The following is a 26806-nucleotide window of genomic DNA, read 5'->3' on the forward strand; positions in this document are numbered from 1 at the left end:
GCATTGGTGGGCGCTGTACCTTACTGCTGTTCCCTCGCGAACGCGGGGGTCCAGGGTAGCTCCACGCAGCGCGTACGATTCTTGGGGCCCCGCGTTCGCGAGGGAACAGGAGTAACGCCCGGCCCCCGCAACAATTTATGTTGCACCGCCGCGTCGAAAGGTGAAACACCGCCGCCTGTATTCGGGGGCTTGAGGCATTGAACACGGCGGACACGGCGACGCACACCGCCCCCCTTTTCGACGCGATGATCCATGCCGAGCGCTGGATCGCCGACTATTGCGCGCGCAGCACAAGCGCCGACGTGCTCTGCGAAGACGCTGACCCCGCCTGGGCGGCGATGTTCGCCGAACTCGCGATGGTCGCCTCGGACGACCTCGGCCACATCCGTGAACGCGTCCAGCGGCATGCCGTCGACATCGGCACCGGCTTCCGGATCGCCGACGAACCCGATGAGCGTCCCTGGCCTGTTTCCCCCGTCCCGCTGCTGATCGAAGCCGGCGAATGGGCGGGGATCGAGCGCGGCGTTATCCAGCGCGCGACGCTGATGGAGACGGTGATCGCCGACCTCTACGGCGAGGGAAAGCTGGTCGCGGACGGCCACATCCCCGCCGCGCTGGTCACCGGCAGTCCGTTCTTCCTGCGGCCGATGGTCGGGCTCGACCCGCCCGGCGGCCGCCACCTCGATTTCATCGCGATCGACCTCGGCCGCGGACCAACCGGCGAATGGCGCGTGCTCGCCGATCACCTCCGCGCACCCGCTGGTGCGGGGTACGCGCTGGAGAACCGCATCGCCGTCAGCCGCACGCTCGGCGGTTTGCAGGACCGGCTCAACGTCCAGCGACATGCGCCGTTCTTTGCAGCCTTCCGCGCCGGGATCGCGGCGATGTGCAAGCGGACCGACCCACGGATCGGGCTGCTCACCCCCGGCCGGTTCAACCCGAGCTATCCCGAGCAGGCGCATCTCGCGCGCTATCTCGGGCTGCTGCTGGTCGAGGGCGCCGATCTCGCCGCGCTCGAGGACAAGGTGTATGTCCGCACCATTGGTGGGCTCAAGCGGATCGATGCGCTGTGGCGGCGGCTCGACCCGCGGCTGCTCGATCCGCTGGCGTTCGACACGCATTCGCAGATCGGCGTGCCCGGGCTGATCGACGCGTACGCGGCCGGCAACGTCGTGCTGTCGAACGCGCCGGGCTCGGCCGTGCTGGAGGCGCCGGCGTTCTCGGCGTTCCTGCCGCAGCTCGCGAAGTCGTTGCTCGGGGAGGACCTGCTGCTCCCCAACATCGCGACGTGGTGGTGCGGGCAGGACAGCGCGCGGGCGCAAGTCGAGGCGAATTTCGACCGCCTGCTGATCGGTCCGGCGTTCCATGCTCGCCCGCTCGGCATGACCGGTGCACCGATCGCAGGCGCCGACATCACCGGCGAAGACAGGACGCGCCTGCTCGCCGACATGGCGAATCGGCCGCAGGATTATGTCGGGCAGGAACTGGTCCAGCTCTCGACCATGCCGGTTGTCGTCGGCGATGCACTCGTCCCCCGCCCCTTCACCCTGCGCGTCTTCGCGGCGCGTAACGGCGACGGCGAATGGACCGTCCTCCCCGGCGGATTCGCGCGGATCGGCGAGCATCCCGACGCGCGGGCGGCGGTGATGGGCGAAGGCATCTGGTCCGCCGACGTCTGCATCTATGGTGCCGAGCCGGTCGCGCCGGTGTCGCTGCTGACCGCCGCGGACTCGCTTCAGGTCCGCCGCAATCCGGGGACGTTGCCGAGCCGGGTGGCGGACAATTTCTACTGGCTCGGGCGCTATCTGGAGCGCGGCGAAGCGCTGCTCGGCGCGATCCGGGTGATGCTTGGCAACTCGATCGACGTCGACGGCGGCGCTGTGTTGTCGCCCACCACTGTCGGCAAGCTGGTCGGGCTGATCGTCGGGGCGGGCAGCGCGCCACATCCGCCGAGCTTGCGCCGCGCCGACCTGACCGCGCTCGCCCGCACCGCGATGGAGGACGAACGCTGGCAGTCGATCCTGACGCTCAACCGCCACGCACGCGAGATCGGCGAAGGCTCGCGCGACCGGCTGTCGGCGGACATGGTGCGGCTGCTCGAAGCGCCCTTCCCAACGCACCGCGGCATGCTGGAGCGGGCCGGGTCGCTGCAAAGGCGCTATGCTGCGATCGCGGGGTTGTCGGCGGAGCATATGGGACGGACGGCGGCATGGCGCTTCCACGATCTCGGGCGGCGGATCGAGCGGGCGATGGCGATGGCGCGGGCGATCCGGCTGTTCGGGATGCCGGGAGCGTCGCCGGACGATCTGTCGGTGCTGCTCGACCTTGCGGACAGCCAGATCAGTTATCGGCAGCGCTATCCGACCGGGATCGCGCGCGTGCCGGTGATGGATCTGGTGGCGCTCGATCCGGGCAATCCTCGGTCGTTGGCGTTTTCGGCGGAGCGGATCGCGGCGCGGTTGGCGGAGTTGCCGGTGCTGAGCGACGACGAGATGGCGGAGCCGCAACAGGCGCAAGCGACCGGGTTGCTGGCGATCGTGATGACCGCGACGGCCGCGGAACTGAATGCGGAGACGCTGGGGGATATCGAGCGGCGCCTCGGCGCGGTGTCGGATGCGCTGGCGCGGCGGTATTTCCTGCAGGGGGCCGAGCCGTTGCGGACTAGCGGGCTGACTTTGGCGTGAGGGGCGTGACGCTGCAAATCCTCCCCGGTACGAGAAGGGGGACCATGCAGCGCATGGTGGAGGGGGCTCTCCACCAGCGTATCCTTCGTGACGCCCCCCCTCCCCCACCAGCAAGCGGCTGGCGGTCCCCCTCCCCGTGCCGGGGAGGATTTTCATGATCTACGATATTCGCCACGTCACGACATTCGACTACGGTGCTAGCGTGAAGTTTGCGCGGTGCAATCTGCGGTTGAAGCCGATCGACTGGCCGGGTCAGCGGCTCGATTCCTATGCGCTGTCGGTGCATCCGGCCGGGCGTACTAGCGCGGCGCGGGCAGAGGCGGGGCTGGCCAACGTGACGCGATTGGTGGTCGACAGCCCGGTTCGCCACCTGACGATCGAGAGCCGGTCGCGGATGACGGTCGACCGGCTCGTGCCCGTCCCCGACGCGAGCGACCCTACCCTCGCAGAGATCGCGGCGATGGCGCGGGCGAGCACCGATCTGTCCGCGGCGAGTCCGGCGAACTACATCTATCCCTCGCCGCTGATCCCGCTCGACCAGGCGATCGCCGACTATTGCGCGGTGGATCTCGATCCTTCCCGGGGCGCACTGGAAGCCGGGATCGCGCTCGCGCGGCGGATTCAGGTGGAGTTCGAATTCGATGCCGACGCGACGCTCGTCGACACGCCGCCGCACGAGGCGTTCCTCCAGCGCAAGGGCGTGTGCCAGGATTTCGCGCAGATCATGATCACGGGCTTGCGGGCTGCGGGGCTGCCGGCGGCGTACGCGTCGGGGTATATCCGGACGATCCCGCCCGAGGGCCAGCCGCGGCTGGTCGGGGCGGATGCGACGCATGCGTGGGTGCTGCTGTGGTGCGGGCCGGTGCGCGGCTGGGTCGGGGTCGATCCGACCAACGGGATCTGGATGGCGAGCGATCACATCGTGATGGCGGTCGGGCGGGACTATGCAGAGATCGCGCCGGTGGATGGGGTGGTGCTTGGGTCGGGGGCGCAGAACATGGACGTCAGTGTCGACGTTGCGCCGTTGGATGAAACCCAACTCTTCTAACCCACTCTGTCACCCCGGACCTGTTCCGGGGTCCACTGTTCCGCGTACTCAGCTTTCCCGATTGTGCGGAACCGTGGATGCCGGAACAAGCCCGGCATGACGGAAGGGGTGGGTCTTACTTCTCGTTGTCGTGCGGGTTTGGATACGAGCCGCCGCCGCTCTCTCCGCCCTTGTCCTTGGCCGGCGCGTCGTTGACGCCGTCCTTCTGCTTCGCGCCGTCGTCGTTCTTGGGTACGCCCTGCATCGGTTGTTTGGTCATGATCGTTCCTCTCGTGCAACCAAACACCCCGCGCGCAATTGCGTTGCGCGGGCGCTCGCCCCACATAGACGCGCAAGTTAGAATGGGGACGTAAGTGGCCGATCCGTACAAGACTCTGGGTGTAGCGCGCGACGCGACCGAAGCCGACATCAAGAAGGCGTACCGCAAGCTCGCAAAGGAGCTTCATCCCGATCGCAACAAGGACAATCCGAAGGCGTCGGAGCGGTTCAGCACCGTCACCAACGCGTACGACCTGCTGAACGACAAGGACAAGCGCGCGCGGTTCGATCGCGGCGAGATCGACGGCGACGGCAACCCGGCGTCGCCGTTCGGGTTCGGCGGCGGCGGCGGGCGACCCCAGCCCGGCGGCGGCTTCCGCAGCGAAGGCTATGAAAGCGGCGCCGGCGGGGCCGACATGAGCGACATCTTCGAAGGGCTGTTCGGTGGCGCGCAGCGGGGCGGCGGCGGCGGGTTCTCCGGCGGCTTCGGTCGGCGCCCGCAGCCCAAGGGCGAGAATGCCGCGTATCGGCTGCAGGTGCCGTTCGTCGAGGCGGCGACGCTGGAGCCGCAGCGCGTGACGCTCGCGGACGGCAAGACGCTCGACCTCAAGCTCCCCGCCGGGGTCGAGACCGGCACGCAGATGAAGCTTGCCGGCAAGGGCGAGCAGGGTCCGGGCGGCGCGGGCGATGCGATCCTGACGATCGAGGTCCAGCCGCACAAGTTCTTCACGCGCGACGGCGACGACGTCCGCCTCGACCTGCCGATCACGTTGGCCGAAGCGGTGCTGGGCGGCTCGGTCAAGGCACCGACGGTCGACAAGCCGGTGATGCTGACGATCCCCAAGGGCACGACCTCGGGCAAGACGCTGCGCCTCAAGGGCAAGGGTTTCCACAAGAAGGGCGGCACGCGGGGCGACCAGTTGATCACGCTGATGATCGACATTCCGGCGAGCGATGCGGCACTGACCGCGTTCGTCGAAAGCTGGAATGGGCGCAAAGCGGGGAACCCGCGGGGGGCCATGGGCGTCTGAACGCCTTGTGAATGACAATACCCTAACGCCCGAAGCGCGCGCGCATGATCATGGTGCGACGCGCGCCCGTCTCACCCGCGGCATGGCGAAGGTCAGGCCAGGCAGCTACGCGTTCGAAATCGTCAAGCGGGCAGCCGTCGGCGTGTTCAACGACGGTTTCATCCACGCGGGGAACCTCGCCTATCTTGCACTGATGACGGTTTTCCCGTTCTTCATCGTCGCGGCGGCGATCCTGTCGATCTTCGGGCAGAGCGTAGAGACGGTGCGCGCGGTCGAGTCGTTCCTCAACGTCCTGCCACCGAACGTCGGCGACCTGTTGCGCAAGCCGATCGCCGACGTTCTCGCCGCGCGGACCGGGTCGCTGTTGTGGCTCGGTGCTCTCGTGGGGCTGTGGACAGTCGGCAGCTTCGTCGAGACGATCCGCGACATCTTCCACCGCGCCTACGGGATCAAGGCGACCGCACCGTTCTGGAAATCGCGCCTTGGTTCGTCCGCGGTGATCATCCTGTCGGTGGTGATCGCGCTGCTGTCGTTCCTCGTCCAGGGCATCCTGACCGCCGCCGAGCAGTTCATCTATCGCCTCGTCCCCTTCGCGCAGGACGCCGCGGGCTGGGTCGGCCTTTCTCGTCTTATCCCTGGCCTGCTTATGTTCGGCGCGCTGTACCTGCTGTTCTATTCGGTGACGCCGTCGCGCTATCGCTATTCGAAGTGCCGTAAATGGCCGGGCGCGCTGTTCACGACCGCCTGGTGGGTCAGCGCGACCGCGTTGCTGCCGGTGATCCTGTCGCGGCTCGGCGGGTACGACCTCACCTATGGCAGCTTGGCGGGTGTCGTCATCATGCTGTTATTTTTCTATGTCATCGGGCTCGGGCTGGTATTCGGTGCGCATCTCAACGCGGCACTGGCGGAACCACCCGAAACAACGCTAGAGCAGCCTGCTACGGATATGCAGGTATAGGCGGGGACGGCGTGAACGGTTTGATGGCGGGCAAGCGTGGGCTGATCATGGGCTTGGCGAACGACAAGTCGCTGGCCTGGGGGATCGCCAAGAAGCTGTCCGAAGCGGGCGCGGAGCTCGCGTTCAGCTACCAGGGCGAGACGATGGAGAAGCGCGTCCGCCCGCTCGCCGAGCAGCTGGGCGTCGCGCGGCTGTTCGATTGCGACGTGTCGGACATGGGTGCGCTCGATGCGACCTTCGACAAGCTCGCGGAGGAGTGGCCGACGATCGACTTCGTCGTCCACGCGATCGGCTTTTCAGACAAGAACGAACTGCGCGGGCGGTTCGTCGATACCAGCCTCGACAATTTCCTGATGACGATGAACATCTCGGTCTATTCGTTCGTCGCGGTGGCGCAGCGCGCGGCCAAGATGATGACCGAGGGCGGTTCGATGCTGACGCTCAGCTATTACGGCGCGGAGAAGGTCATTCCGCATTACAACGTGATGGGGGTCGCGAAAGCGGCGCTGGAGACCAGCGTACAGTATCTCGCGGTCGACCTGGGTCGCGACAATATCCGCGTGAACGCGATCTCCGCCGGACCGATCAAGACGCTGGCAGCAAGCGGCATCGGCGATTTCCGCCTGATCCTGAAGTGGAACGAGCTGAACTCGCCGCTGAAGCGCAACGTGACGATCGACGACGTCGGCGGCGCGGGGCTGTATCTGCTGAGCGACCTGGCTTCGGGCGTGACCGGCGAAACGCACCACGTGGACGCGGGCTACAATGTGATTGGCATGAAGGCCGAAGACGCGCCCGATATCGCTTTGGTCTAAACCCCTCTCCCCCTCCGGGGAGAGGGAGGGGCCCATGCAAAGCATGGGAGGGTGAGGGCAAGGTGAGGCAACATGACGGCACCGAAGCACTGAACCGAGCCCGAGAGCTACGTCGCGATGCGACCGAAGCGGAGGACCGGCTTTGGTACCGCCTCCGCAGTCGTCGTCTCGGCAACTTCAAGTTCCGCCGCCAAGTATGGATCGGCCCCTTCATCGTCGACTTCCTGTGCATGGACGCGATGCTGGTTGTCGAGGTAGACGGCAGCCAACATATCGAGGACGTCGCCTATGACGACGCCCGAACCGCCTTCCTCGCGACCAAGGGATATCGTGTGATCCGTGTCTGGAACAACGACGTTATGCAGCGGATGGACGGTGTACTCGCCGCGATCCTCCATAGGCTTACGCGCGTGCCCTCACCCTCCCATGCTTTGCACGGGCCCCTCCCTCTCCCCGTCGGGGAGAAGGGGAAGTGAGCTTCAATACGTTTGGACGGCTGTTCCGCTTCACCACCTGGGGCGAGTCGCATGGGCCTGCACTGGGGGCGATCGTCGACGGGTGCCCGCCTGGCATCCCGCTGACCGAGGCCGATATCCAACCCTGGCTGGACAAGCGCCGGCCCGGCACCTCGCGCTTCACCACACAGCGGCGCGAGCCGGATACGGTCCGCATTCTTTCGGGCGTGTTCGAGGGCCGCACCACCGGCACGCCGATTAGCCTGATGATCGAGAATGTCGACCAGCGCTCCAAGGACTATTCGGACGTCGCCAAGGCCTATCGCCCCGGCCACGCCGACTATGCCTATGACGCGAAATACGGCTTCCGCGATTTCCGCGGTGGTGGGCGCTCTTCCGCACGCGAGACAGCCGCGCGCGTCGCAGCAGGGGCGGTCGCGCGGCTTGTCGTGCCACAGGTTCGCGTCCGCGCCTGGGTCGAGGCTATCGGTGGCGACGCGATCGAGCGTGCAAACTTCGACGATGCGCAGATCGACCAGAACCCGTTCTTTTGCCCGGATGCCACCGCCGCCGCCCGCTGGGAGATACTCGTTGATGCCGCGCGGAAATCGGGCTCATCGCTCGGCGCCGTGATCGCGTGCGAGGCGACCGGCGTGCCCGCAGGCTGGGGCGCGCCGCTCTATGCCAAGCTCGATTCCGAACTCGCGTCGGCCTGCATGAGCATCAACGCGGTCAAGGGTATCGAGATCGGCGACGGGTTCGCCGCCGCCGCGCTGTCGGGCGAAGCGAATGCCGATCCGATGCGTCCGGGTATGAACGGCCCGGAGTTCCTCGCCAATCACGCGGGCGGGATCGCTGGCGGGATCGCGACAGGCCAGCCGATTCGGCTCCGCGTCGCGTTCAAGCCGACCAGCTCGATCCTCACTCCGGTCGAGACGATCAGCCCGACCGGCGCAGCCGCGACGATCGCCACCAAGGGCCGGCACGACCCCTGCGTCGGCATCCGCGGAGTCCCCGTGGTCGAAGCGATGGTGGCGCTCGTGCTGGCCGACCAGGCGCTGCTGCATCGGGGCCAGTGTGGCTGACGCCGGAACATAAGCAGGACTTAAGCGCTTGCTCTTCAATAACATAGGAGAGCGAAATGCGTATTCTGACTTCGATCGCAGCGGCAGCGCTGATCATTCCAGGCGTGGCACTGGCACAGACGGGCACCGGCGGCTCAATGGGTGGCACCACGGGTGGCACGATGAACGGCGGCACGATGGGCGGTTCGACCATGGGCGGCACCATGGATCAGGCGAATCCTTCGACAACCACGCAGTCGACCACGACGACACGCACGCAGCGTGGCACCAAGGCACGTAGCCGTACGCACAGCACCACGTCAGGCACGATGAACGGTACGACCCGCGGTACCGGCACGACCGGCAGCACGATGTCTGGCACGACCGGCAGCACGATGGGCGCCGATACGATGGGCGGCACGACGGGCACCACGACCGGCACGATGGGCGGAACCGCTGGTGGTACCATGGGTGGCACGACCACCGGTGGGACGATGGGTTCGACCACGGGTGGAACGACCGGCACGACCACGCCGCGCTGATTCAGCCCTTAGCGCGTAAATGAAAAGCCGGGCGAGCGATCGCCCGGCTTTTTGCGTATCAATCGGAGAACGGATCGCGGACGAGGATCGTGTCGGCACGCTGCGGGCTGGTCGACACCAACGTCACCGGGCAGCGGATCAACTCCTCGATACGGCGGATATACTTGATGGCCTGCGCGGGAAGATCGGCCCAGCTGCGCGCACCGGCGGTCGTTTCCTGCCAGCCTTCCATCGTCTCGTAGATCGGCTCGACCAGCGCTTGGTCCGCCGCATGCGCGGGGAAGTAATCGAGCGTCTCGCCGCGCAACTTGTAGCCGGTGCAGATCGACACGGTCTCGAACCCGTCGAGCACGTCGATCTTGGTCAGCGCGATCCCAGTGATGCCACCGACCGCCGCTGCCTGGCGTACGAGCACCGCGTCGAACCAGCCACAGCGGCGCTTGCGCCCCGTGACGGTGCCGAACTCGTGGCCGCGGACGCCGAGGCGCTCGCCCGTCTCGTTCTCGAGCTCCGTCGGGAACGGCCCCGAACCAACGCGCGTCGTGTAAGCCTTGGCGATACCCAGCACGAAGCCAACCGCGGATGGCCCGAGACCCGACCCGCCGGCTGCGGCGCCTGCAATGGTGTTCGAGGAGGTGACGAACGGATACGTGCCGTGATCGACGTCGAGCAGAACGCCCTGCGCGCCCTCGAACAGAATCCGCTTGCCGGCCGAGCGCGCCGCATTGAGATCGCGCCAGACGGGCTTGGCGAACGGGAGGACAAAGCCGGCGATCTCATGCAGGTCGGCGATCAGGCGGGCGCGATCGATCGGCGGCTCGCCGAAGCCGGCACGCAGCGCGTCGTGATGCGCGGTGAGGCGATCGAGCTGCGGCCCGAGATCGTCGAGATGTGCGAGATCGCAGACGCGGATCGCACGACGACCAACCTTGTCCTCATACGCAGGCCCGATGCCGCGGCGAGTCGTGCCGATCTTCCCGGCACCGCTCGCATCTTCGCGCAGGCCGTCGAGATCGCGGTGGAACGGCAGGATCAGCGCGCAGGTATCGGCGATCCGCAGCGTCTCCGGGGTCGCGACGACACCCTGCGCGCCCAACCGTGCGATCTCGTCCTTCAGCGCCCAGGGATCGAGCACCACGCCGTTGCCGATAAACGACGGCGTGCCGCGGACGATGCCCGACGGCAGCAGCGACAACTTGTAGACGTTGTCGCCGACGACCAGCGTGTGGCCGGCATTGTGGCCGCCCTGGAACCGCACGACCATGTCGGCACGCTCGGCGAGCCAGTCGACGATCTTGCCCTTGCCTTCGTCGCCCCATTGCGCGCCGATGACTGCTACGTTGGCCAAACTCTATCTCCTGAGGATTACGCGCAGCGCCTACAGCGCGCGGGGCTCGCCTGCTACCCATAGATGCGTGCAGACTTGTGCTTCGGGGGTGTCGCCTGCGTCCAGAGCGGCGACCGTGACCCAGCCCTGCGCGCGCATCGCGGCGCCTTCGCTGGCGGGCGTGCCGAACGGGAGGAAGAGGCGGCGACGGTCGACGGTGGCAACACGCTCGACCAAGGCGTCGGCGAACAGCGAGAAGCCCGTCGCGGCTTCCTCGGCGCCGTTCTCGTGGACGATGGTGTAGGTGCCACCGCGGCCGACTTCGCGTGCGCTGCCGTCGGCGAAAAGCGAGAAGCCGAGCCAGGTCTGGTATTCGAAGCCGTGGCGCTCGGTGGGATCGAGTGTGAGCGCGACGCGGCCGTCCAGCGCTTTGGCGATGCGTGCGAGACCATCGAGGCGGGAGGCGAGTGCACCGGTGGTGTCGAAGGCGCGGAGGCGGTCCATGGCCTGGTCAAACGGCCCGGCGGCTTCGATCAACGGGAGGTAGGCGGAGGCGAGCACGGCGACGGCGCCGGCGTCTTTCGCGTCGAGCCGGTCGCGCAAGGTGGCGATCTGCTCAGGTGCGACGGGGAGCGGCCCAGCGGCAAGCGTCGGCACCAAGTCGGGCAGCGTAAAGTCGATCGAGGCGCCGGTGACATCGGCGGCCGCGATCATGTCGACTGCAACCGCGACGAGCTCCTGCGCCGCGGCAACCGAGTCGAGCCCGATCAACTCACAGCCGATCTGCCGGGTCTCACGGGCTGGCGCGAGCTGCGACGCGCGCAGTTTCAGCACGGAGCCGGCATAGCTCAGGCGAACCGGCCGAGGGTGATGCCCCATCCGCGTGGCCGCGATCCGCGCGACCTGCGCGGTAATGTCGGGCCGGATCGCAAGGGTGCGTTGCGACACCGGATCGACGAAGCGCACCGCGTCGTGCAGGCCACCAGCCTTGAGGCGCATCTCAAGCCCATCGGCAAATTCGGCGAGCGGCGGATCGACGCGCTCATAGCCGTGGAGACGGGCTGCTTCGAGCACGCGGGCTTCCAGCGCCGCAGCCGAATCGGCGAACGGGGGGAGGCGATCTCGGAAACCTTCGGGGAGGAGTGCGGTCACTGCTCAAGCTCCGCTGTGAGGGCTGCAGAAATAACGTGCCAGACCCCGTCCATCTCGGACATGATGTCGGCGTTGCTGAACCGTATCACGCGATATCCCTGTCTTTGGAGCCAATCCGTTCGGCTTGCGTCGCGCGCTTGGTCACTATGCGTATCGCCGTCAACCTCGATGATCAGTTTGGTGTCGCGCGCGGCGAAGTCGGCGACGTAGGGGCCGACGACGAGCTGGCGAGTGAATTTAGTGTTCGAGATTTGGCGATCACGGAGATGGCGCCAGAGTTTCGCCTCTGCCGGGGTGGGCTCGCGCCGCATCCGCTTCGCGCGATCCAAGAGTAGGTCGTCGACCTTCACTGCTCCTGCTCCCTCTCCCCTCCGGGGAGAGGGTCGGGGTGAGGGGCGCCGCGAGCGATGCCCCTCCCAACTGCCCCTCACCCAACCCTCTCCCCGAAGGGGAGAGGGCTTAAGCAAGAAGCGTAGCAGGCTTAGAAGTTGAGGCCCATTGCGGTCTTTACGCCGGGGAGGGCGCGGACCTTGGTGAGCAGGTCGGGGGTCACTGCTTCGTCGACCGAGAGGAGAAGCACCGCCTCGCCACCCGCAGACCGGCGCCCGAGATGGAACGTCCCGATATTCACCCCAGCCTCGCCCAGCGCAGTCCCGAGACGACCGATGAACCCCGGCGCATCCTCGTTGACGACATACAGCATCGGCCCCGCCAGATCGGCCTCGATCTTGATCCCCAGCAGTTCCACCAACCGCGGGGCCGAATCGCCGAACAGCGTGCCGGCAACAGACCGCTCGCCATCCTCGGTCTTCACCGCGACGCGCAGCAGCGTGTGGTAATCCGCCTCACGCTCGGTACGCACTTCGCGAACCTCAAGACCACGCTCGCGCGCCAGCACCGGCGCGTTGACCATGTTGACCGTCGCGGTCTGCGTCTGGAGATAGCCCGCGAGCACCGCGCTCACGATCGGCTTCGCGTTCAGGTCGGCCGCTGCGCCTTCGGTATGCACCGAAATCCGCGACACCGCGCCCGTCGTCAACTGGCCGACCAGCGACCCCAGCTTCTCCGCCAGCGCCATATACGGCTTCAGCTTCGGCGCCTCCTCGGCAGACAGCGACGGCATGTTGAGCGCGTTGGTGACGCCGCCCGACATCAGGAAATCGGCCATCTGCTCGGCAACCTGGATCGCGACGTTGACCTGAGCCTCCGTCGTCGACGCGCCGAGATGCGGCGTGCTGACGAAGTTCGGCGTGTTGAACAAGGGCGACGCCTTGGCGGGCTCCTCGACGAACACGTCGAGCGCGGCGCCACCGACCTGTCCCGAATCGAGCGCCGCCTTCAGCGCAACCTCGTCGATCAGGCCGCCGCGGGCGCAGTTGATGATCCGCACGCCCTTCTTGGTCTTGGCGAGCGCCTCGGCCGAGAGGATGTTGCGCGTCTGGTCGGTCAGCGGCGTGTGCAGCGTGATGAAGTCGGCGCGCGCGAGCAGCTCGTCGAGCGTGACCTTCTCGACGCCGATCTCGATCGCCCGCTCGGGCGTCAGGAACGGATCGAATGCGACGACCTTCATCTTCAAACCGCGCGCACGGTCGGCGACGATCGAGCCGATGTTGCCCGCACCGATTAGCCCGAGCGTCTTCGACGTCAGCTCGACGCCCATGAAGCGGTTCTTCTCCCACTTGCCGGCCTGCGTGGAAGCGTCGGCCTCGGGCAGCTGGCGAGCGAGCGCGAACATCAGCGCGATCGCGTGCTCGGCGGTGGTGATCGAGTTGCCGAACGGTGTGTTCATCACGACCACGCCCTTGGCCGACGCAGCAGGGATATCGACGTTGTCGACGCCGATCCCGGCGCGGCCGACGACCTTCAGGTTGGTGGCGTGCTCGAGGATTTCCTTGGTAACCTTGGTCGAGCTGCGGATCGCGAGGCCGTCATACTCGCCGATGATCGCGATCAGTTCGGCGGGCGTCTTGCCAGTGATCTCGTCGACCTCGACGCCGCGCTCGCGGAAGATCTGCGCTGCACGAGGGTCCATTTTGTCGGAGATAAGGACTTTTGGCATGGGATTTCTTTCTTCTCCCTCTCCCCTCCGGGGAGAGGGTCGGGGTGAGGGGTGGTACGGGGAGGTGGCGTGCGTGGCAGCCCCTCACACCAGCCCTCTCCCCGGAGGGGAGAGGGAGCGAGAATATTAAGCGGCCTTGGTGGTCGCGTAGGCCCAGTCGAGCCAGGGGCCGAGCGCCTCGATATCGGCAGTGTCGACGGTCGCGCCGCACCAGATCCGCAAGCCCGGAGGCGCATCGCGGTAACCCGCCACGTCGTACGCCGCGCCAGCCATCTCAAGCGCAGAAGCCATCGCCTTGATCAACGCCTCGTCCGCACCCTCGACCGTGAGGCACACGCTGGTCTTCGACCGCGTCGCCGGATCGGCGGCGAGATTGCCGAGCCAGTCGCGCTCCTCGACGATCTTGTCCAACGCCGCAGCATTCGCATCCGAGCGCTTGATCAGACCGTCTTCGCCGAGCGACTTCGCCCATTCGAGGCTGAAGATCGCATCCTCGACCGCCAGCATCGAGGGCGTATTGATCGTCTCGCCCTTGAACACACCCTCGGTAAGCTTGCCCTTCGAGACGAGGCGGAACACCTTCGGCAACGGCCATGCCGGCGTGTAGCTCTCCAAACGTTCGACCGCGCGCGGCCCGAGGATCAGCACGCCGTGCGCGCCCTCGCCGCCGAGCACCTTCTGCCACGAGAAGGTGGCCACATCGATCTTGGTCCAGTCGATATCGTACGCGAACACGCCCGACGTCGCATCGGCGAACGAGAGACCCTCGCGGTCGTCCGGGATCCAGTCCGCATTCGGCACGCGCACGCCGCTGGTGGTGCCGTTCCAGGTGAACAGCACGTCGTTCGACCAATCGACGGCGTTCAGATCGGGCAGCTGACCGTAATCGGCACGCACGACGGTCGGGTCGATCTTGAGCTGCTTGACCGCATCGGTGACCCAGCCTTCGCCGAAGCTTTCCCACGCCAGCGCAGTGACGGGCTTGGCGCCGAGCATCGTCCACATCGCCATCTCGTACGCGCCGGTGTCGGAGCCGGGGACGATGCCGATGCGGTGCGTGGTCGGAAGCTTGAGCAGTTCGCGCATCAGGTCGATGCTGTACTGGAGGCGGGTCTTGCCGATCTTCGAGCGATGCGAGCGACCGAGAGAATCGGTGGCGAGCTTGTCCGCGGACCAACCCGGAGGTTTCGCGCAGGGACCGGAGCTGAAAAAGGGACGTGCCGGCTTCGTAGCGGGCAGTGCAGGCGCATTTGTAGCGGGTGCGTAGGTCGTATCAGTCATGTATCTCTCCTCACAGAGAGCACGCGCGGCGTTGGGACCGCGTGGCCCGTCGCCGGCCCTAACGGCGTTCGCGGGGGTGTCAACTGCATCGAGCGCAGTTGTTTCGTTTCGCCACCGTCACTAACCTCAGTGTTTTAGGGGTAATGCCATGCGCAAGTCTGCCAAAGTCTCTGGCACAGCGAGCGCACGATTATTACGCAATATAGCAGCAACGCTGTCGTGACCGATTCCGCCTATATCCCCACGGCCAACGGTCCCGAGCTACTGGTCGACACTGCGCGGCTCACGCGCATCGCCACGATGCTGATCTGGACGTGGCTCGCGACCAACGCAACGCTCGGCCTGTCCGCACTTTACACGATCGGCATGCTGGGCGGTTTCGGCGGCACGATCGCATCGGCGGAGTCGTTCGAAGGTCTGGAGCAGGTTCTCGCCGCGACAGGCGTGACCAATGTTGTGGCGGTCGTCGTCGCCGGCGGCGCGGTGCTGCGCTGGATCTATCGCGCCAGCCGCAACGCGCAGGCCATAGGTCCGGCGATGACGGTCACGCCAGGCTGGGCGGTCGGCTGGTTCTTCGTGCCCGTCGCCAATCTCTGGAAACCGTTGCAGGCGGTCAGCGAGACATGGCAGGTCTCCGCCGATCCGCACGCACCCGACGCCGTGCCCATTCCCGCCGTGCTGCGGATCTGGTGGGGCTGCTGGATCGCATCGTCGATCATCTCCAACATAGATTTCCGCCTGTCCATGCACGCCGAGACCGCCGAGCAGTTGATCGCGGCCTCTTGGTTCACGGTCGCCGCGGTGCCGGTCGACATCGCGTTGACGATCGCCCTGACGACGATCATGCGCCGCCTGTCGCAGATGCAGCGCGATAGGGCTGGCGACATCCGCCAAGCTCCGCCAGAGATCGCCGAGGATGCGACGGTCGTATAATCTCTGGTGTCGCACGATAGTGGCGGTCGCACTCGTCGCGCTCGCCGGATGCGGACGCGCCGATCGGCCCAGCGCTCCGCAACAGACCCGCCCGAACCTCTCCGTCCCGAGCAACCGCGAGACCGCGCAGTGTCTCGCCGACCTGCGCGAGTTGCACGTCTCGTTCCAGGTCCTCCCCGACCGCGAAACGGGGCCGGGCTGCGGGCTCAACGGCACGGTGAAGCTGGTCGATATCGGCGTACCTGTCGCCAACCTCACCGCGGTACGATGCAACGAAGCGCGGGCGTTCATCGGCTGGACGCGCAACGCGGTTGCGCCAGCCGCGTACCAGATGCTCGGCAGCGAACTGGCGCGGGTCGACAGCATGGGAAGCTACGCGTGCCGCAACGTCGTCGGCTCTACGCGGGGTCCGGTCCGCCGCTCGGGCCACGCGATCGCCAACGCGATCGATATCGGCGGATTCGTGCTGAAGGACGGGCGGCGAATCACGGTGCTCAACGACTGGAACTCGTCAGACCCGCAGGTCCGGCAATTCCTCCAGACGATCCGCGCCTCGGCCTGCAAGCGGTTCGGCACGGTGCTCAGCCCCGACTACAATGCCGCGCACCGCAACCACCTCCATCTCGAAGACGATCACGCCAATTTCTGCCGCTAGCGCACCGCTCTAGCCCTCCCCCCCCGTTTCCTCTAATCGCGCCTGAATGACCGATACACGAGTACCATCGCGCGTTTTTCCGAACGCCAGCCAGGATGCCGAGTCCGCCCGCGACTCCGTTTCCACACCTCAGACGCAGCACCCGCATTACCGGCTCGCCTTCCAGGACATGGATTTCCTGTTGCGGGAAGACCTGCGACCGGTGCGGTTCCAGCTCGAACTGCTGAAGACCGAACTCGTCCTCGACGAGGCGAAGATCGGCTCGACCTTCGTATTCTACGGCTCCGCGCGCATTCCCGAGCCGTCGAAGGCGCAGGCGCTGCTTAAGCTGGCCACGGACGAGAAGTCGAAGAAGATCGCCGAGCGGCTGGTCGAGAAGTCGAAATATTACGACGTCGCGCGCGAGTTGGCCGCCAAGGTCAGCGTGCTGCCGCGCGACGAACGCGGTTGGCGGCAGTTCGTGGTGTGCTCAGGGGGCGGTCCGTCGATCATGGAGGCCGCCAACCGCGGCGCGGACGACGTCGGCGCCGAATCGATCGGGCTCAACATCGTCCTGCCGCACGAGCAGGCGCCGAACCCGTACGTCACGCCGTCGCTGTCGGTGCAGTTCCACTATTTCGCGCTTAGGAAGATGCACTTCCTGCTCCACGCCCGCGCGCTCGCTGCGTTTCCGGGTGGGTTCGGGACGTTCGACGAGCTGTTCGAGCTGCTGACGCTGATCCAGACGGGCAAGATCCAGCCGATCCCGGTGCTGCTGTTTGGCCGCCAGTTCTGGGAGCGGGTCGTGAACTTCGACGCGCTGGTCGAGGAGGGCGTCGTCAGCGAGAAGGACCTCGGGATCTTCCACTACGTCGAGACCGCGGACGAGGCCTGGGACGCGGTGCAGTCGTTTTATCGCGAGCGGGCCGAGAAGGACGCGGCCGAGGGCTGAGCTTTCTCGCGGCTCCAACTACCACCCACTCCGTCATCCCGGCGAACGCCGGGACCCATGGACCCGGAGCGTCCGCTTATGACGCTGACCGCAACCGTGGGTCCCGGCTTCCGCCGGGATGACGGAGTGGAGCGGGATCGGACCGCAAATGGCGCCGCTAATCTTGGAACCACCCTCCCCCGCTGGCGGGAGGACGAATCCAGGCCGATCATACCGGCCTGGAACCATTACTTCTCGGAGCGGGCGCCCTTGCGCGCTGCTTCGGGATCGACCGACGGGGCACCCGACGCTGGCGTTCCGGTGTTGGCGATATCGGCAGTCGGTGCGCCCTCGGTAGCCGCAGCCTCCGCCGCATTCGCCGTCGCCGGCTGATCCTTAGCCGCCGCATCCTTCGCCGCCGGAGCAGCGCCGGCCGCAGGTGCCGCCGGCAGCGGCAGGTTCGAACCCTGCTGGTTCAGATACAGGATCACGTTAGCCCGGTCCTGCGCATTACCGAGACCTGCGAACGTCATCTTCGTCCCCGGCGCGAACTTGCGCGGCGAGGTCAGCCACGCGTTCAGCTTATCGAAGTCCCACTTGCCACCGACCCCGGCCAGCGCCGACGAGAAGGCGTACCCGGCCTTGCCCTTGGCGATTTCCTCGCCGACGGTGCCGTACAGGTTCGGGCCGACGCCGTTCGCGCCGCCCTGGTTGATGGTGTGGCAGGCGGCGCATTTCTTGAACACTTCGGCGCCCTTGGCGGCGTCGGCGGTCGGCAACAGCGAAGCGATCGGCACTTCGGCGGCGGCTCCGCCCGCGCCTTCTTCGACCACGCCCTCGATCGCATAGCCCATCTTCTCGGGGCGCTCGCCGTGGAACATCATCCCGCCGACGATCGACAGCCCGAGCGCCGCACCACAGCCTGCGAGCACCCAGCCGGCGATCGTATTGGTCCGATTGTCCATCTTGTGCATCCGCCCTGTTCTGTTTGGGATAGCCATAGAAAACGCGGGCGCGCACCGCAAGCCGCGCTTGAACATGCGCCACGGCCTCATTACCCGCCCGGGAGATGGAAAACTTTGCCGCACCAGCCCGCCCGATCGTCGCGCGGATGACCGAGGCCGCCGCCGCCGAGTCCGCGCGCGCCGTCGCGTTCCAGGGTGCGCCGGGCGCGAACAGCCATGTCGCCGCGGTCGAGGCGTTCCCCGACGGCCTGCCACTGCCCTGTTTCGATTTTTCCGACGCGATCGACGCGGTGAAGGACGGCCGCGCCGATTGCGCGATCATCCCGATCGAGAATTCGCTGCACGGCCGCGTCGCCGACATTCATTTCCTGCTCCCCGAATCGGGGCTGGTGATCACCGGGGAGCATTTCCTGCCGATCCGCCACGCGCTGATGGCATGCGGCCCGCGCGACGGCATCCGCCAGGCGATGAGCCATCCGCAGGCGTTGGGGCAGTGCCGCCATTGGCTGAAGGCGCACGGGATCGAGCCGGTGAGCTATCCCGACACGGCGGGCGCGGCGGCGGTAGTAGCCGAGTTGGGCGACCCCGCGATCGCCGCACTCGCACCGCCCGCTGCGGCAGCGCTGTATGGTCTCGAACTGCTCGCGACGGACATCGCCGATGCGGACCACAACACGACGCGGTTCGTCGTACTGGCGCGCGGCGGCAAGCCTCCCGCGGCACAGGAGCCGGTCGGTGGCGAATGGATGACGACGCTGATCTTCGAGGTGCGGAACGTCCCCGCCGCGCTCTACAAGGCGGTCGGCGGGTTCGCCACCAACGGCGTGAACATCACCAAGCTGGAGAGCTACCAGCGCAACGGCAGCTTCTCCGCGACGGAATTCTATGCGGATGTCGTCGGCAAGCCGGGCGACGCGAACCTCGACCATGCGCTGGAGGAACTGGGGTTCCATTCGAAGTGGCTGCGCGTGCTGGGGACGTATCGCCAGGCGAGGTCTCGGGGGTAGCCACCAGCTACCGTCACCGTCACCGTCACCGTCACCGTCATCCTGACGAAGGTCAGGATCCAGAGCCGTATAGCGCCGCGTTTGTTACCCTGGATCCTGACTTTCGTCAGGATGACGGACGGTTGGTAAGCGTCGGTTTTAGTACCGCTTAGTTTGCCGCGGGCAACCTCAACCGCACCAGCAACCCACCAAGGTCTTCGCTCTCCTCAAGAGCCACGGTCCCTTCGTAGATCTCCGCCACGTCGCGCACGATCGCCAGCCCCAGCCCCGTCCCCGGCTTTCCCGTATCCAGCCGCACGCCGCGATCGAAGATGCGCACCCGCTCCTCCTCCGGGATGCCAACCCCGTCGTCCTCGACCAGGAACTCTACGAAACCCGACTGCGCGCCGACCGTCACGAACACGCTGCCACCGCCATATTTCGCGGCGTTCTCGATCAGGTTACCGAGCATCTCGTCGAGATCCTGCCGCTCGACATGGACCTGCAACCCGCGAGGCCCGGTCACGTCGATCCGGACATGCCGGTACAGCCGCCCGACCGCCCGCTCGACCGACTCCAGGCTCGGCCAAACATCCGCACGACTATGCGCAGACCCACGCCGCCCGACAGCCCGCGCCCGCGCGAGGTGATGGTCGACCTGCCGCCGCATCGTCCGCGCCTCGCGGATCACCGTGTCGGCCAGATCGTCCGACTGCGCCGTCGCCGCGTTCATGATGACCGTCAGCGGCGTCTTCAGCGCATGCGCGAGATTGCCGGCATGCCGCCGCGCCTCCTCCGCCTGCCGCTCGTTATGCTCGATCAGCGCATTGAGCTCCTCGACCATCGGCGCAACCTCGACCGGCATCGCGCTCGACACGCGGTTCGACTGGCCCGCCCGCATCCGGGCGATCTCCTCGCGCACGCGCCGCAGCGGCCAGAGCCCGTAGAACGTCTGCAGCGCGGCCATCACGATCAGCCCGAGCGCGAGCAGCGCGAAGCTGCGCACCAGCGTCCGGCGTAGCGTCGTGATCTGCGCGTCGAGCCCATCGCGGCTCTGCGCGACCTGAAACCGCCAATGCACCTTCGAGCCGGGGATTACCGCGTCACGCTCGACGATCCGCAGCTTCTCGTCGGGGAACTGATTGCTGTCGTAGAAATGCGCGTTACGATCGTCGTGCGTTCCGCCGAAGGCAAGCTTGCGATCCCAGAGCGAGCGCGACGGGAAATCCTCCCGGCCCTTGCCCGACACCTGCCAGTAGAGCCCGGAATAGGGCTCGACAAAGCGCTGGTCGGCGGCGGCATCGCGCGAGAAGATCACTTCGCCCTCAGGCCCGATCTCGGCGGAGTTCAGCAGCGAGCGCAGAACGTATTCGAGCTGGTCGTCGAAATTGCGCGTCACCGCCTGGCTCAGCACACGGTCGAGCGCGAACCCGCCGCCGCTGAGCAGCACGCCGATCCATACCGCCGCGATGAGGATCATCCGCCGCGACAGCGATCCCTTCACCGCCGCGGGTACGCGGATCGGCGTGTCTATGACAGGCGCGCTATCCATCGTGCGCCAATCAGGCGTCCGGATCTTCGAGGCTGTAGCCAAGCCCGCGGATCGTCGTGATCACGTCCTGGCCGAGCTTCTTGCGGATGCGCGTCACAAACACTTCGATCGTGTTCGAATCACGATCGAAATCCTGGTCGTAGATATGTTCGATCAGCTCGGTGCGGCTGACGACCTTGCCCTTGTGATGCAGCAGGTAGCTCAGCAGCTTGTATTCCTGCGCGGTCAGCTTCACCGGCTCGCCGGCGCGCGTCACCTTGCCGCTGCGCGTGTCGAGGCGGATATCGCCCGCGGTCAGCTCGGACGAGGCATTGCCCGACGCACGGCGGATCAGCGCCCGCAGGCGCGCGATCAATTCCTCGCTCTGGAACGGTTTCGCCACATAGTCGTCCGCGCCGGCATCGAGTCCGGCGACCTTGTCCGACCAGCTGTCGCGCGCGGTCAGCACCAGCACGGGCATCGTCTTGCCCTCCTTGCGCCAGCGATCGAGCACGGTCAGTCCGTCGATCTCCGGCAGCCCGAGATCGAGCACGACTGCGTCGTAATTCTCGGTCGAGCCTAGGAAATGCCCTTCCTCGCCATCGACCGCGAGGTCGATCGCATAGCCGGCTCCTTCGAGGGTATTCTTCAGTTGCTGGCCGAGATTCGGCTCGTCCTCGACGATCAGAACGCGCATGATAATCCTCTCGATTACAGTGTTCAGCGACCCGTGCGGCCGACGATCTGGCCGTTACGGCCATCGACGTCGACCCAGATGACGGTTCCATCGCGCAGGAATTTCAGCGTGTAAATGGCGCTGCCCGAATCATAGTCCGAGCCGAGATACTGCGCGCCCCGCATCGTCGGGATCACGCGCGACTCGATCTCGCGCAAAGACGGCGCTCCGGTCTTGCGCGCCTGCAACGCCGACATCTGGTCGCTGCGGCGCTGCGGAGGCTCGCCCGCCAGCATGGGGGCGGCACCCATCAGAAACGGCGCAGCGGCCAGGGTTGCAAGGAAAAGCAGCATCTTCATGGCGGTGGCATAGGCCTCCCGCATTGAACAGCCTGTGAATGATCGCGACAGGCCGCCGACAGCACGAAGCCCGCGCAGTGTAACTTGCCTGCATCACTTCGCACCCCTACGTGGCGCGAACATGGCAGCACCAATCTTAGCATTCGAAGGCCTCGGACTCGTCCAGGGCTCGGGATGGCTCTTTCGCAATCTCGACATCCATATCGGACCGCGCGACCGGCTCGCGCTGATCGGCCGCAACGGCGCCGGCAAGACGACCTTGCTCAAACTGCTCGGCGGCAGCGTCCAGGCGGACGAGGGACGCAGGACGATCGTCCCCGGCACCCGCGTCGTCATCCTGGAGCAGGAGCCCGATCTGCGCGGCTTCGCGACGTTGCGCGACTATGTGATGGCGGGCGACGATGCGCCGGTGAACTACGAGGCGGATTCGATCGCCGACCAGCTCGGCATCGACCTGTCGCGCGAGGCAGCTTCGGCGTCGGGCGGCGAGCGGCGTCGCGCGGCGATCGTCCGGGCGCTGTCGCAGGACCCCGACGTGCTGCTGCTCGACGAGCCGACCAACCATCTCGACATCGGCGCGATCGAATGGATCGAGGACTGGCTAAAGCGCTTCCGTGGCGCGTTCGTCGTCATCAGCCATGACCGTACCTTCCTGACGCGACTCACGAAGCAGACCTTGTGGCTCGATCGCGGCGCGATCCGGCGTGCGGAGATCGGTTTCGGCGGGTTCGAGGCTTGGACCGAGCAGGTCTATGCCGAGGAACAGCGCCAAGCCGAGAAGCTCGATGCGCGCCTCAAGCTGGAGGAGCATTGGCTGCTCCGCGGCGTCACCGGGCGGCGCAAGCGCAACCAGGGCCGTCTCACGAAGCTGCACGAGATGCGCGCCGAACGCGCCTCGATGATCGGGCCGCAAGGCTCGGCGAACCTGACGACCGCGAGCGACGACACCAAGTCTAAGGTCGTGATCGACGCGAAGAACGTCACTAAGGTGTACGGCGACCGCACGATCATCGGCGACTTGACGTTGCGCGTCACCAGAGGCGACCGCATAGGCATCGTCGGCCGCAACGGCGCGGGCAAGTCGACGCTGTTGAAGCTGCTGACCGGCGAGATCCAGCCCGACAGCGGCTCGATCAAGCTCGCCCAGACGCTGGACGCAGTGGTGATCGACCAGCAACGCAGCCTGATGGCGCCCGAGAAGACGGTCCGCGAAGTCGTCGTCGACGGCGGCGAATGGATCGACGTGCTCGGCGTGCGCAAGCATATCCACGGCTATCTGAAGGACTTCCTGTTCGACCCGAACATGGTCGACGCGAAGATCGGTTCGCTGTCTGGTGGCGAGCGGTCGCGACTGCTGCTCGCGCGCGAGTTCGCCAAGCCGTCGAACCTGCTCGTGCTCGACGAGCCGACCAACGATCTCGATCTCGAGACGCTCGACCTGTTGCAGGAGGTGATTGGCGATTACGACGGCACCGTGCTGATCGTCAGCCACGATCGCGACTTCCTCGACCGGACCGTGACGATCACGCTCGGGCTCGACGGATCTGGTACGGTCGACGTGGTCGCAGGCGGGTACGAGGATTGGGAAAAGCGTCGCGTCTCGACGACGACCGGCAAGCGTGCGTCAAAGAAGGTCGCCGCGACCGCTCCGGCCGTGGCCGTCCCGCGCGCAAAACTGACGTACAAGGACCAGCGCGACTATGAGCTGCTGCCCAAGCGGATCGAGGAACTCGACGCGCAAATGGCAGCCGATGCGGTCAAGCTCGCCAAGCCCGACTTGTACATGCGCGACCATGCGACGTTCGCAAAACTGACCGCGCAGATCGAGGCCGCACGCGCTGCAAAGGACGCTGCGGAACTGCGATGGCTCGAGCTTGCAGAAATGGTCGAAGGCGCCGCGTAATCTAAATTCGGCTGGACTTTCGCAACTTTGATAAATACGGGAACCACCGTGCAATTGCTGCGTTGCGGCAGTTCGGTTCGTTTATTCTGGAGATGTTTATGAAGCTCAAGGCCCTTACCGGCAGCGCTCTTGCTGTCGCAATGATGACCACCTCGGTTGCAGCGTCGGCTGCTCCTGCATCGACGGTTCGCGCCGGTTCGGTGACGTCGGACAAGAGCGAAGCAGCTAGCGGCGGCGTGATCGCTGCTCTGATCGCTGCCGGTGTGGTCGCAATCGGCGTCGTCGCGATCGTCAAGGACGACAACGACGATTCGGACAGCAACTAAGCGTTTCGGGCCGACGCGTGATGCGTCGGCCCATTCGTCTCGCAGCTGCAGCTAAAGCGGCTTGCCCGCCCGGCCTGCGATATCGACGATAAATTGCCATGCGACGCGGCCCGAGCGGCTGCCACGGCGTGTTGCCCAGCCAATTGCATCGCTCGGCTCGAACGACAGGTCGTTCGCCTTCGCGTAAGCGGCAACGATCGCGACATATCCATCCTGATCTAACGCATGGAACCCGAGGCTGAGACCGAATCGGTCCGCCAAGGCAAGATGATCGTCTGCTGAGTCGCGAGGATTGATCGCGCTGTCCTGTTCCGCAATGTCACGCGGAGCGAGATGGCGTCGGTTCGCGGTCACCGCCAAGCGGATATTCGCCGGCCTTGGTTCGGCGCCGCCCTCCAGCATCGATCGCAACGCCCGCGCGTCGGCGGGAACGTCGAACCCTAGATCGTCGACGAATACTACGAACGACCGGTCGACCTGCGCCAGCGCGGCGAACAGAGTTGGCAGTGCGCCCAGATCCGACACCTCTACCAGGGCGATACTGCCACCAAGCGCGCCCGCGTCCCGATCTTCCGCCTGGACCGCCGCGACTGCGGACTTGACCAGCGCAGACTTCCCGGTTCCGCGCGCGCCCCACAGCAGCACGTCCTGCGCAGCATAGCCCGACGCCAGATGACGCAGATTGGCGATCAGCGCGGCCTTCTGTCGGTCGATGCCGATCAGCATGGCAAGCGGAAGCGGCGCGAAGCGGTGGACCGGTGCCAATGCGCCGTTGCGCCAGACATAGGCCGGATGCGCGCGGGGATCGGCGGCAGGCGGCGGTGGCGGCGACAGGCGCTCAAGCGCGGCGGCAATACGTTCCAGAGGATCGATCATGATGCTGCTATTGGCGAGAGCATCCGGTCGAAACAAGCAATCAGCGGAGGGCAGTCAAATGGCCGGCGATCGTGACGTCGTCCGGCGCAAGACGCGATGCCTTCACCAGCAACTGCCGCGCGCCTTCGATATTGCCGTTCGCAGCAAGCGCAACGCCGTACGCATCCGCCGCGGCCGCGTTCATCGGCGACATCGCATACGCCGCGCGGCCATAGCGGACCGCGATCGCGCCGTCGTCGCTACCGGCATAGGCTTGGGCCAGATCGGTCAGCACGCCGAAATCGCGATTGCCAATGCGGCGGCGCACGCCTTCGAGCGTCTCGATCGCGGCATCCCACGCGCCCGACTGGACCTGCCAGTGGCCCAGTAGTCGCAAACCTGCCAGACTCTGTGGGTTCTGCGACAGGTACAGCGCGAGCGCAGTTGCCGCGTCCTCGGTCCGCCCGCTCCGTTCCAGCGCATCGACGAGCCGGAGCATCGTCGGCTCGTCGAACGACAGATCCGCGGCGCGAGCATAGGTGGCAGCCGCCTCCGGATATCGCGCCGCCGCAACCAGCGTATCGCCCAGCGCCAACTGTGCGGCAGGCGATCCGGGACCGGCCTGCACCAATGCACGCGCGCGGGCGATCGCGCCGGCCGTATCGCCGCTCGCGACCTGCGCGCGAATGACGCCCAGTACATAGGTTGGATCGTCGGCCGAGGCGTCGGCGCCGGCCATGAGTGCGGCGATCGGGTCGTCGGTAGCGAAGACGGACGCCGGTACGACTGGCCCCGCCGCGACTGCACGGTCGAGGAATTGCGCTGCCATCGTCTGGTCTCCCACAGCCTCGAACGCACGTGCGATCAGAGTCAGCGAATAGCTGTCGGCATCGGGCCGCAACCCGATCGGCCGCAGCGTATCGAGCGCACCGCGCCGATCGCCAAGCCGAAGCAACGCCGCGCCGAGCAGGCGCCGGGCAGCAACGTTCATCGGTTGGACCGCGACCAGTTGACGCCAGGCGGTCGCGGCCTGTTCGAACTTGCCCTGCGTATAATCGAGGCTTCCGGACAGCAGCAGCGTCCCCGGCAAGCCGCCGATCCCACCGCCGGTGCGACGCAGCAGCGACCGCGCAAGATCGGTCCGTCCGGCCCGCGCGGCGAGCACCGCCTGCAGATACAGCGCCTGCGGACTCCCCGGCCGCGCCAACAGCGCGCTCCGCGTGGCTGCCAGCATCTCGGCGTTGCGCCCCGCATCGCCAAGCGTCGCGGCATATTCGATCAGCGCCGGATGGTAATAGGCATCGCGCCGCAACGCCGCCTCGAACCAGGGGAGAGCGGCGATCAAGCCATAGCGGCTGCGGATCACCTCGCCTTGCAACGTCAGCGCTGCCGGCTCGCGCGGTGCCAGGGTGGCCGCCTGCGTCGCCGCGAGCGATGCGCCGCCGACATCGCCCGCAGTCAGACGAATACGCCCCAAGTCGGTCCACGCCGCCGCATCGCGAGGCGAGCGCTCCAGCATGGCCTGGAGAATCGCCCGCGCCCCGACGCCATCACCCTGCGATGCAAGCGCCCGCGCGTGGATACGCTCCGCATAGTCGGCATAACGCGGTCGCGTCACTGCCGCCTCGTCGATCGCGCCATCGAGATCGCCCTGCAACAAACGCGCATGTGCCTTCAACTGATGCAGCCGGGCAGCAGGCAATCCCGCATCGACCGCCCGCGCCAACTCGCCCTCCGCCGCCACACCGTCGCCGAGTTCGAGATAGGCGCGCGCCAGCACGGCATGGGCGGTCGCCCATTTGGGTTCAGCGTTGATCGCAGCCTGCGCATTGCTCCTCGCGGCACTGTAGTTACCGTCGTTAAGCGTGGTCAGGCTCACGGCGAGTAGGTGGCGCGCATCCGGCCGCGGCGGCCGCATCGCCAGAGCCACGCCGATCCCGACGATGACCATGCACAGCACGCAGATTGCCAGCAGCCGCACGCGCTCCCGCGACAGCGCCGCGGGCAATACGAGCCTCCGTGGCAAAAGCCGC

The 26806-nt window shown here is 66.5% G+C and carries 26 protein-coding genes; 14 read left to right on the forward strand and 12 right to left on the reverse strand.

Going from position 1 to position 26806, the window contains the following annotated elements; all coding sequences use genetic code 11:
* The first annotated feature begins 245 nt into the window (after window positions 1–245).
* Window positions 246–2684: a circularly permuted type 2 ATP-grasp protein gene (locus tag O6W96_RS09160; protein WP_353469395.1), complete on the forward strand. Its 2439-nt coding sequence runs from the start codon at window positions 246–248 to the stop codon at window positions 2682–2684.
* A gap of 154 nt (window positions 2685–2838) precedes the next feature.
* Window positions 2839–3732, forward strand: a complete 894-nt coding sequence (locus O6W96_RS09165; protein ID WP_353469231.1) for a transglutaminase family protein — start codon at window positions 2839–2841, stop codon at window positions 3730–3732.
* A gap of 115 nt (window positions 3733–3847) precedes the next feature.
* Here O6W96_RS09165 and O6W96_RS09170 read toward each other — a convergent pair whose 3' ends face one another.
* Window positions 3848–3991, reverse strand: a complete 144-nt coding sequence (locus O6W96_RS09170) for a hypothetical protein (protein ID WP_353469232.1) — start codon at window positions 3989–3991, stop codon at window positions 3848–3850.
* A 94-nt stretch (window positions 3992–4085) separates the two neighbouring features.
* Here O6W96_RS09170 and O6W96_RS09175 point away from each other — a divergent pair, with 94 nt between their 5' ends.
* The 6 genes from O6W96_RS09175 (at window position 4086) to O6W96_RS09200 (ending at window position 8855) form a co-directional block, all read left to right on the forward strand.
* Window positions 4086–5021 (forward strand): DnaJ C-terminal domain-containing protein, encoded by a 936-nt coding sequence (locus tag O6W96_RS09175; protein ID WP_353469233.1) that lies wholly within the window; start codon window positions 4086–4088, stop codon window positions 5019–5021.
* A gap of 82 nt (window positions 5022–5103) precedes the next feature.
* Window positions 5104–5979: a YihY/virulence factor BrkB family protein gene (locus O6W96_RS09180; protein WP_235518308.1), complete on the forward strand. Its 876-nt coding sequence runs from the start codon at window positions 5104–5106 to the stop codon at window positions 5977–5979.
* 23 nt (window positions 5980–6002) lie between these two features.
* A complete protein-coding gene (gene fabI, locus O6W96_RS09185; RefSeq protein WP_353469396.1) occupies window positions 6003–6794 on the forward strand; it encodes an enoyl-ACP reductase FabI in 792 nt (263 codons plus the stop codon).
* A gap of 62 nt (window positions 6795–6856) precedes the next feature.
* Window positions 6857–7270 carry an endonuclease domain-containing protein gene (locus O6W96_RS09190; protein WP_353469235.1) on the forward strand — a complete coding sequence of 138 codons (414 nt, stop codon included), beginning with the start codon at window positions 6857–6859 and terminating at the stop codon, window positions 7268–7270.
* Window positions 7267–8334 (forward strand): chorismate synthase, encoded by a 1068-nt coding sequence (gene aroC / locus O6W96_RS09195; RefSeq protein WP_353469236.1) that lies wholly within the window; start codon window positions 7267–7269, stop codon window positions 8332–8334. The genes O6W96_RS09190 and aroC overlap by 4 nt, the downstream gene beginning before the upstream one ends.
* A 56-nt stretch (window positions 8335–8390) precedes the next feature.
* On the forward strand, window positions 8391–8855 hold the full coding sequence (locus O6W96_RS09200) for a hypothetical protein (RefSeq protein WP_353469237.1): 465 nt from the start codon (window positions 8391–8393) through the stop codon (window positions 8853–8855).
* A 58-nt stretch (window positions 8856–8913) separates the two neighbouring features.
* Here the strand turns inward: O6W96_RS09200 and O6W96_RS09205 are convergent, their stop codons facing one another.
* From O6W96_RS09205 to O6W96_RS09225, 5 genes are all read right to left on the reverse strand, one after another.
* Entirely contained in the window at window positions 8914–10203 is a 1290-nt protein-coding gene (locus O6W96_RS09205) for an adenylosuccinate synthase (RefSeq protein ID WP_133029532.1), read from the reverse strand.
* 30 nt (window positions 10204–10233) lie between these two features.
* The gene (locus O6W96_RS09210) at window positions 10234–11334 is read right to left on the reverse strand and encodes an ATP phosphoribosyltransferase regulatory subunit (protein WP_353469238.1); all 1101 of its coding nucleotides are present in this window, start codon (window positions 11332–11334) and stop codon (window positions 10234–10236) included.
* A complete protein-coding gene (locus O6W96_RS09215) occupies window positions 11331–11684 on the reverse strand; it encodes an endonuclease domain-containing protein (RefSeq protein WP_353469239.1) in 354 nt (117 codons plus the stop codon). The genes O6W96_RS09210 and O6W96_RS09215 overlap by 4 nt, the downstream gene beginning before the upstream one ends.
* Window positions 11685–11815: 131 nt before the next feature.
* Entirely contained in the window at window positions 11816–13393 is a 1578-nt protein-coding gene (serA, locus tag O6W96_RS09220) for a phosphoglycerate dehydrogenase (RefSeq protein WP_056061130.1), read from the reverse strand.
* Between the two features lie 126 nt (window positions 13394–13519).
* Entirely contained in the window at window positions 13520–14674 is a 1155-nt protein-coding gene (locus O6W96_RS09225; RefSeq protein ID WP_353469240.1) for a phosphoserine transaminase, read from the reverse strand.
* A 219-nt stretch (window positions 14675–14893) separates the two neighbouring features.
* On the opposite strand from O6W96_RS09225, the gene O6W96_RS09230 reads away from it, so the two are divergent.
* Genes O6W96_RS09230 through O6W96_RS09240 form a run of 3 tightly spaced genes read left to right on the forward strand, consistent with a single transcriptional unit; the run spans window position 14894 to window position 17193 of the window.
* Window positions 14894–15607 carry a DUF4328 domain-containing protein gene (locus tag O6W96_RS09230; protein WP_353469241.1) on the forward strand — a complete coding sequence of 238 codons (714 nt, stop codon included), beginning with the start codon at window positions 14894–14896 and terminating at the stop codon, window positions 15605–15607.
* Window positions 15591–16262 carry an extensin-like domain-containing protein gene (locus O6W96_RS09235; RefSeq protein WP_353469242.1) on the forward strand — a complete coding sequence of 224 codons (672 nt, stop codon included), beginning with the start codon at window positions 15591–15593 and terminating at the stop codon, window positions 16260–16262. The genes O6W96_RS09230 and O6W96_RS09235 overlap by 17 nt, the downstream gene beginning before the upstream one ends.
* 46 nt (window positions 16263–16308) lie before the next feature.
* Window positions 16309–17193, forward strand: coding sequence for a TIGR00730 family Rossman fold protein (locus O6W96_RS09240; RefSeq protein WP_353469243.1), 885 nt, complete (start codon window positions 16309–16311; stop codon window positions 17191–17193).
* Window positions 17194–17420: 227 nt separating this feature from the next.
* On the opposite strand, the gene O6W96_RS09245 is transcribed toward O6W96_RS09240, so the two are convergent.
* The gene (locus O6W96_RS09245) at window positions 17421–18137 is read right to left on the reverse strand and encodes a c-type cytochrome (RefSeq protein WP_353469244.1); all 717 of its coding nucleotides are present in this window, start codon (window positions 18135–18137) and stop codon (window positions 17421–17423) included.
* Window positions 18138–18241: 104 nt separating this feature from the next.
* Between O6W96_RS09245 and O6W96_RS09250 the strand changes: the two genes are divergently transcribed.
* Window positions 18242–19144, forward strand: a complete 903-nt coding sequence (locus O6W96_RS09250; protein ID WP_353469245.1) for a prephenate dehydratase — start codon at window positions 18242–18244, stop codon at window positions 19142–19144.
* A gap of 148 nt (window positions 19145–19292) precedes the next feature.
* On the opposite strand, the gene O6W96_RS09255 is transcribed toward O6W96_RS09250, so the two are convergent.
* From O6W96_RS09255 to O6W96_RS09265, 3 genes are read right to left on the reverse strand one after another with little or no spacing between them, the layout of a single operon-like run.
* Complete coding sequence (locus O6W96_RS09255; protein WP_353469246.1) at window positions 19293–20675, reverse strand: sensor histidine kinase; 1383 nt, start codon at window positions 20673–20675, stop codon at window positions 19293–19295.
* Window positions 20676–20685: 10 nt separating this feature from the next.
* Window positions 20686–21351 (reverse strand): response regulator transcription factor, encoded by a 666-nt coding sequence (locus O6W96_RS09260; protein WP_056061146.1) that lies wholly within the window; start codon window positions 21349–21351, stop codon window positions 20686–20688.
* A gap of 23 nt (window positions 21352–21374) precedes the next feature.
* Window positions 21375–21689 carry a hypothetical protein gene (locus tag O6W96_RS09265; protein WP_056061812.1) on the reverse strand — a complete coding sequence of 105 codons (315 nt, stop codon included), beginning with the start codon at window positions 21687–21689 and terminating at the stop codon, window positions 21375–21377.
* 121 nt (window positions 21690–21810) lie between these two features.
* Here O6W96_RS09265 and O6W96_RS09270 point away from each other — a divergent pair, with 121 nt between their 5' ends.
* Window positions 21811–23592, forward strand: coding sequence for an ABC-F family ATP-binding cassette domain-containing protein (locus O6W96_RS09270; RefSeq protein ID WP_353469247.1), 1782 nt, complete (start codon window positions 21811–21813; stop codon window positions 23590–23592).
* A 98-nt stretch (window positions 23593–23690) separates the two neighbouring features.
* The gene (locus O6W96_RS09275) at window positions 23691–23918 is read left to right on the forward strand and encodes a hypothetical protein (protein WP_353469248.1); all 228 of its coding nucleotides are present in this window, start codon (window positions 23691–23693) and stop codon (window positions 23916–23918) included.
* 51 nt (window positions 23919–23969) lie between these two features.
* On the opposite strand, the gene O6W96_RS09280 is transcribed toward O6W96_RS09275, so the two are convergent.
* Together O6W96_RS09280 and O6W96_RS09285 are read right to left on the reverse strand one after the other, a co-directional pair.
* A complete protein-coding gene (locus tag O6W96_RS09280) occupies window positions 23970–24794 on the reverse strand; it encodes a DUF815 domain-containing protein (RefSeq protein WP_353469249.1) in 825 nt (274 codons plus the stop codon).
* 40 nt (window positions 24795–24834) lie between these two features.
* The gene (locus tag O6W96_RS09285; RefSeq protein WP_353469250.1) at window positions 24835–26781 is read right to left on the reverse strand and encodes a tetratricopeptide repeat protein; all 1947 of its coding nucleotides are present in this window, start codon (window positions 26779–26781) and stop codon (window positions 24835–24837) included.
* Window positions 26782–26806: the final 25 nt, after the last annotated feature.

This window comes from Sphingomonas faeni, from assembly GCF_040407495.1.
GTDB classification, from domain to species: Bacteria; Pseudomonadota; Alphaproteobacteria; order Sphingomonadales; family Sphingomonadaceae; genus Sphingomonas; species Sphingomonas faeni_D.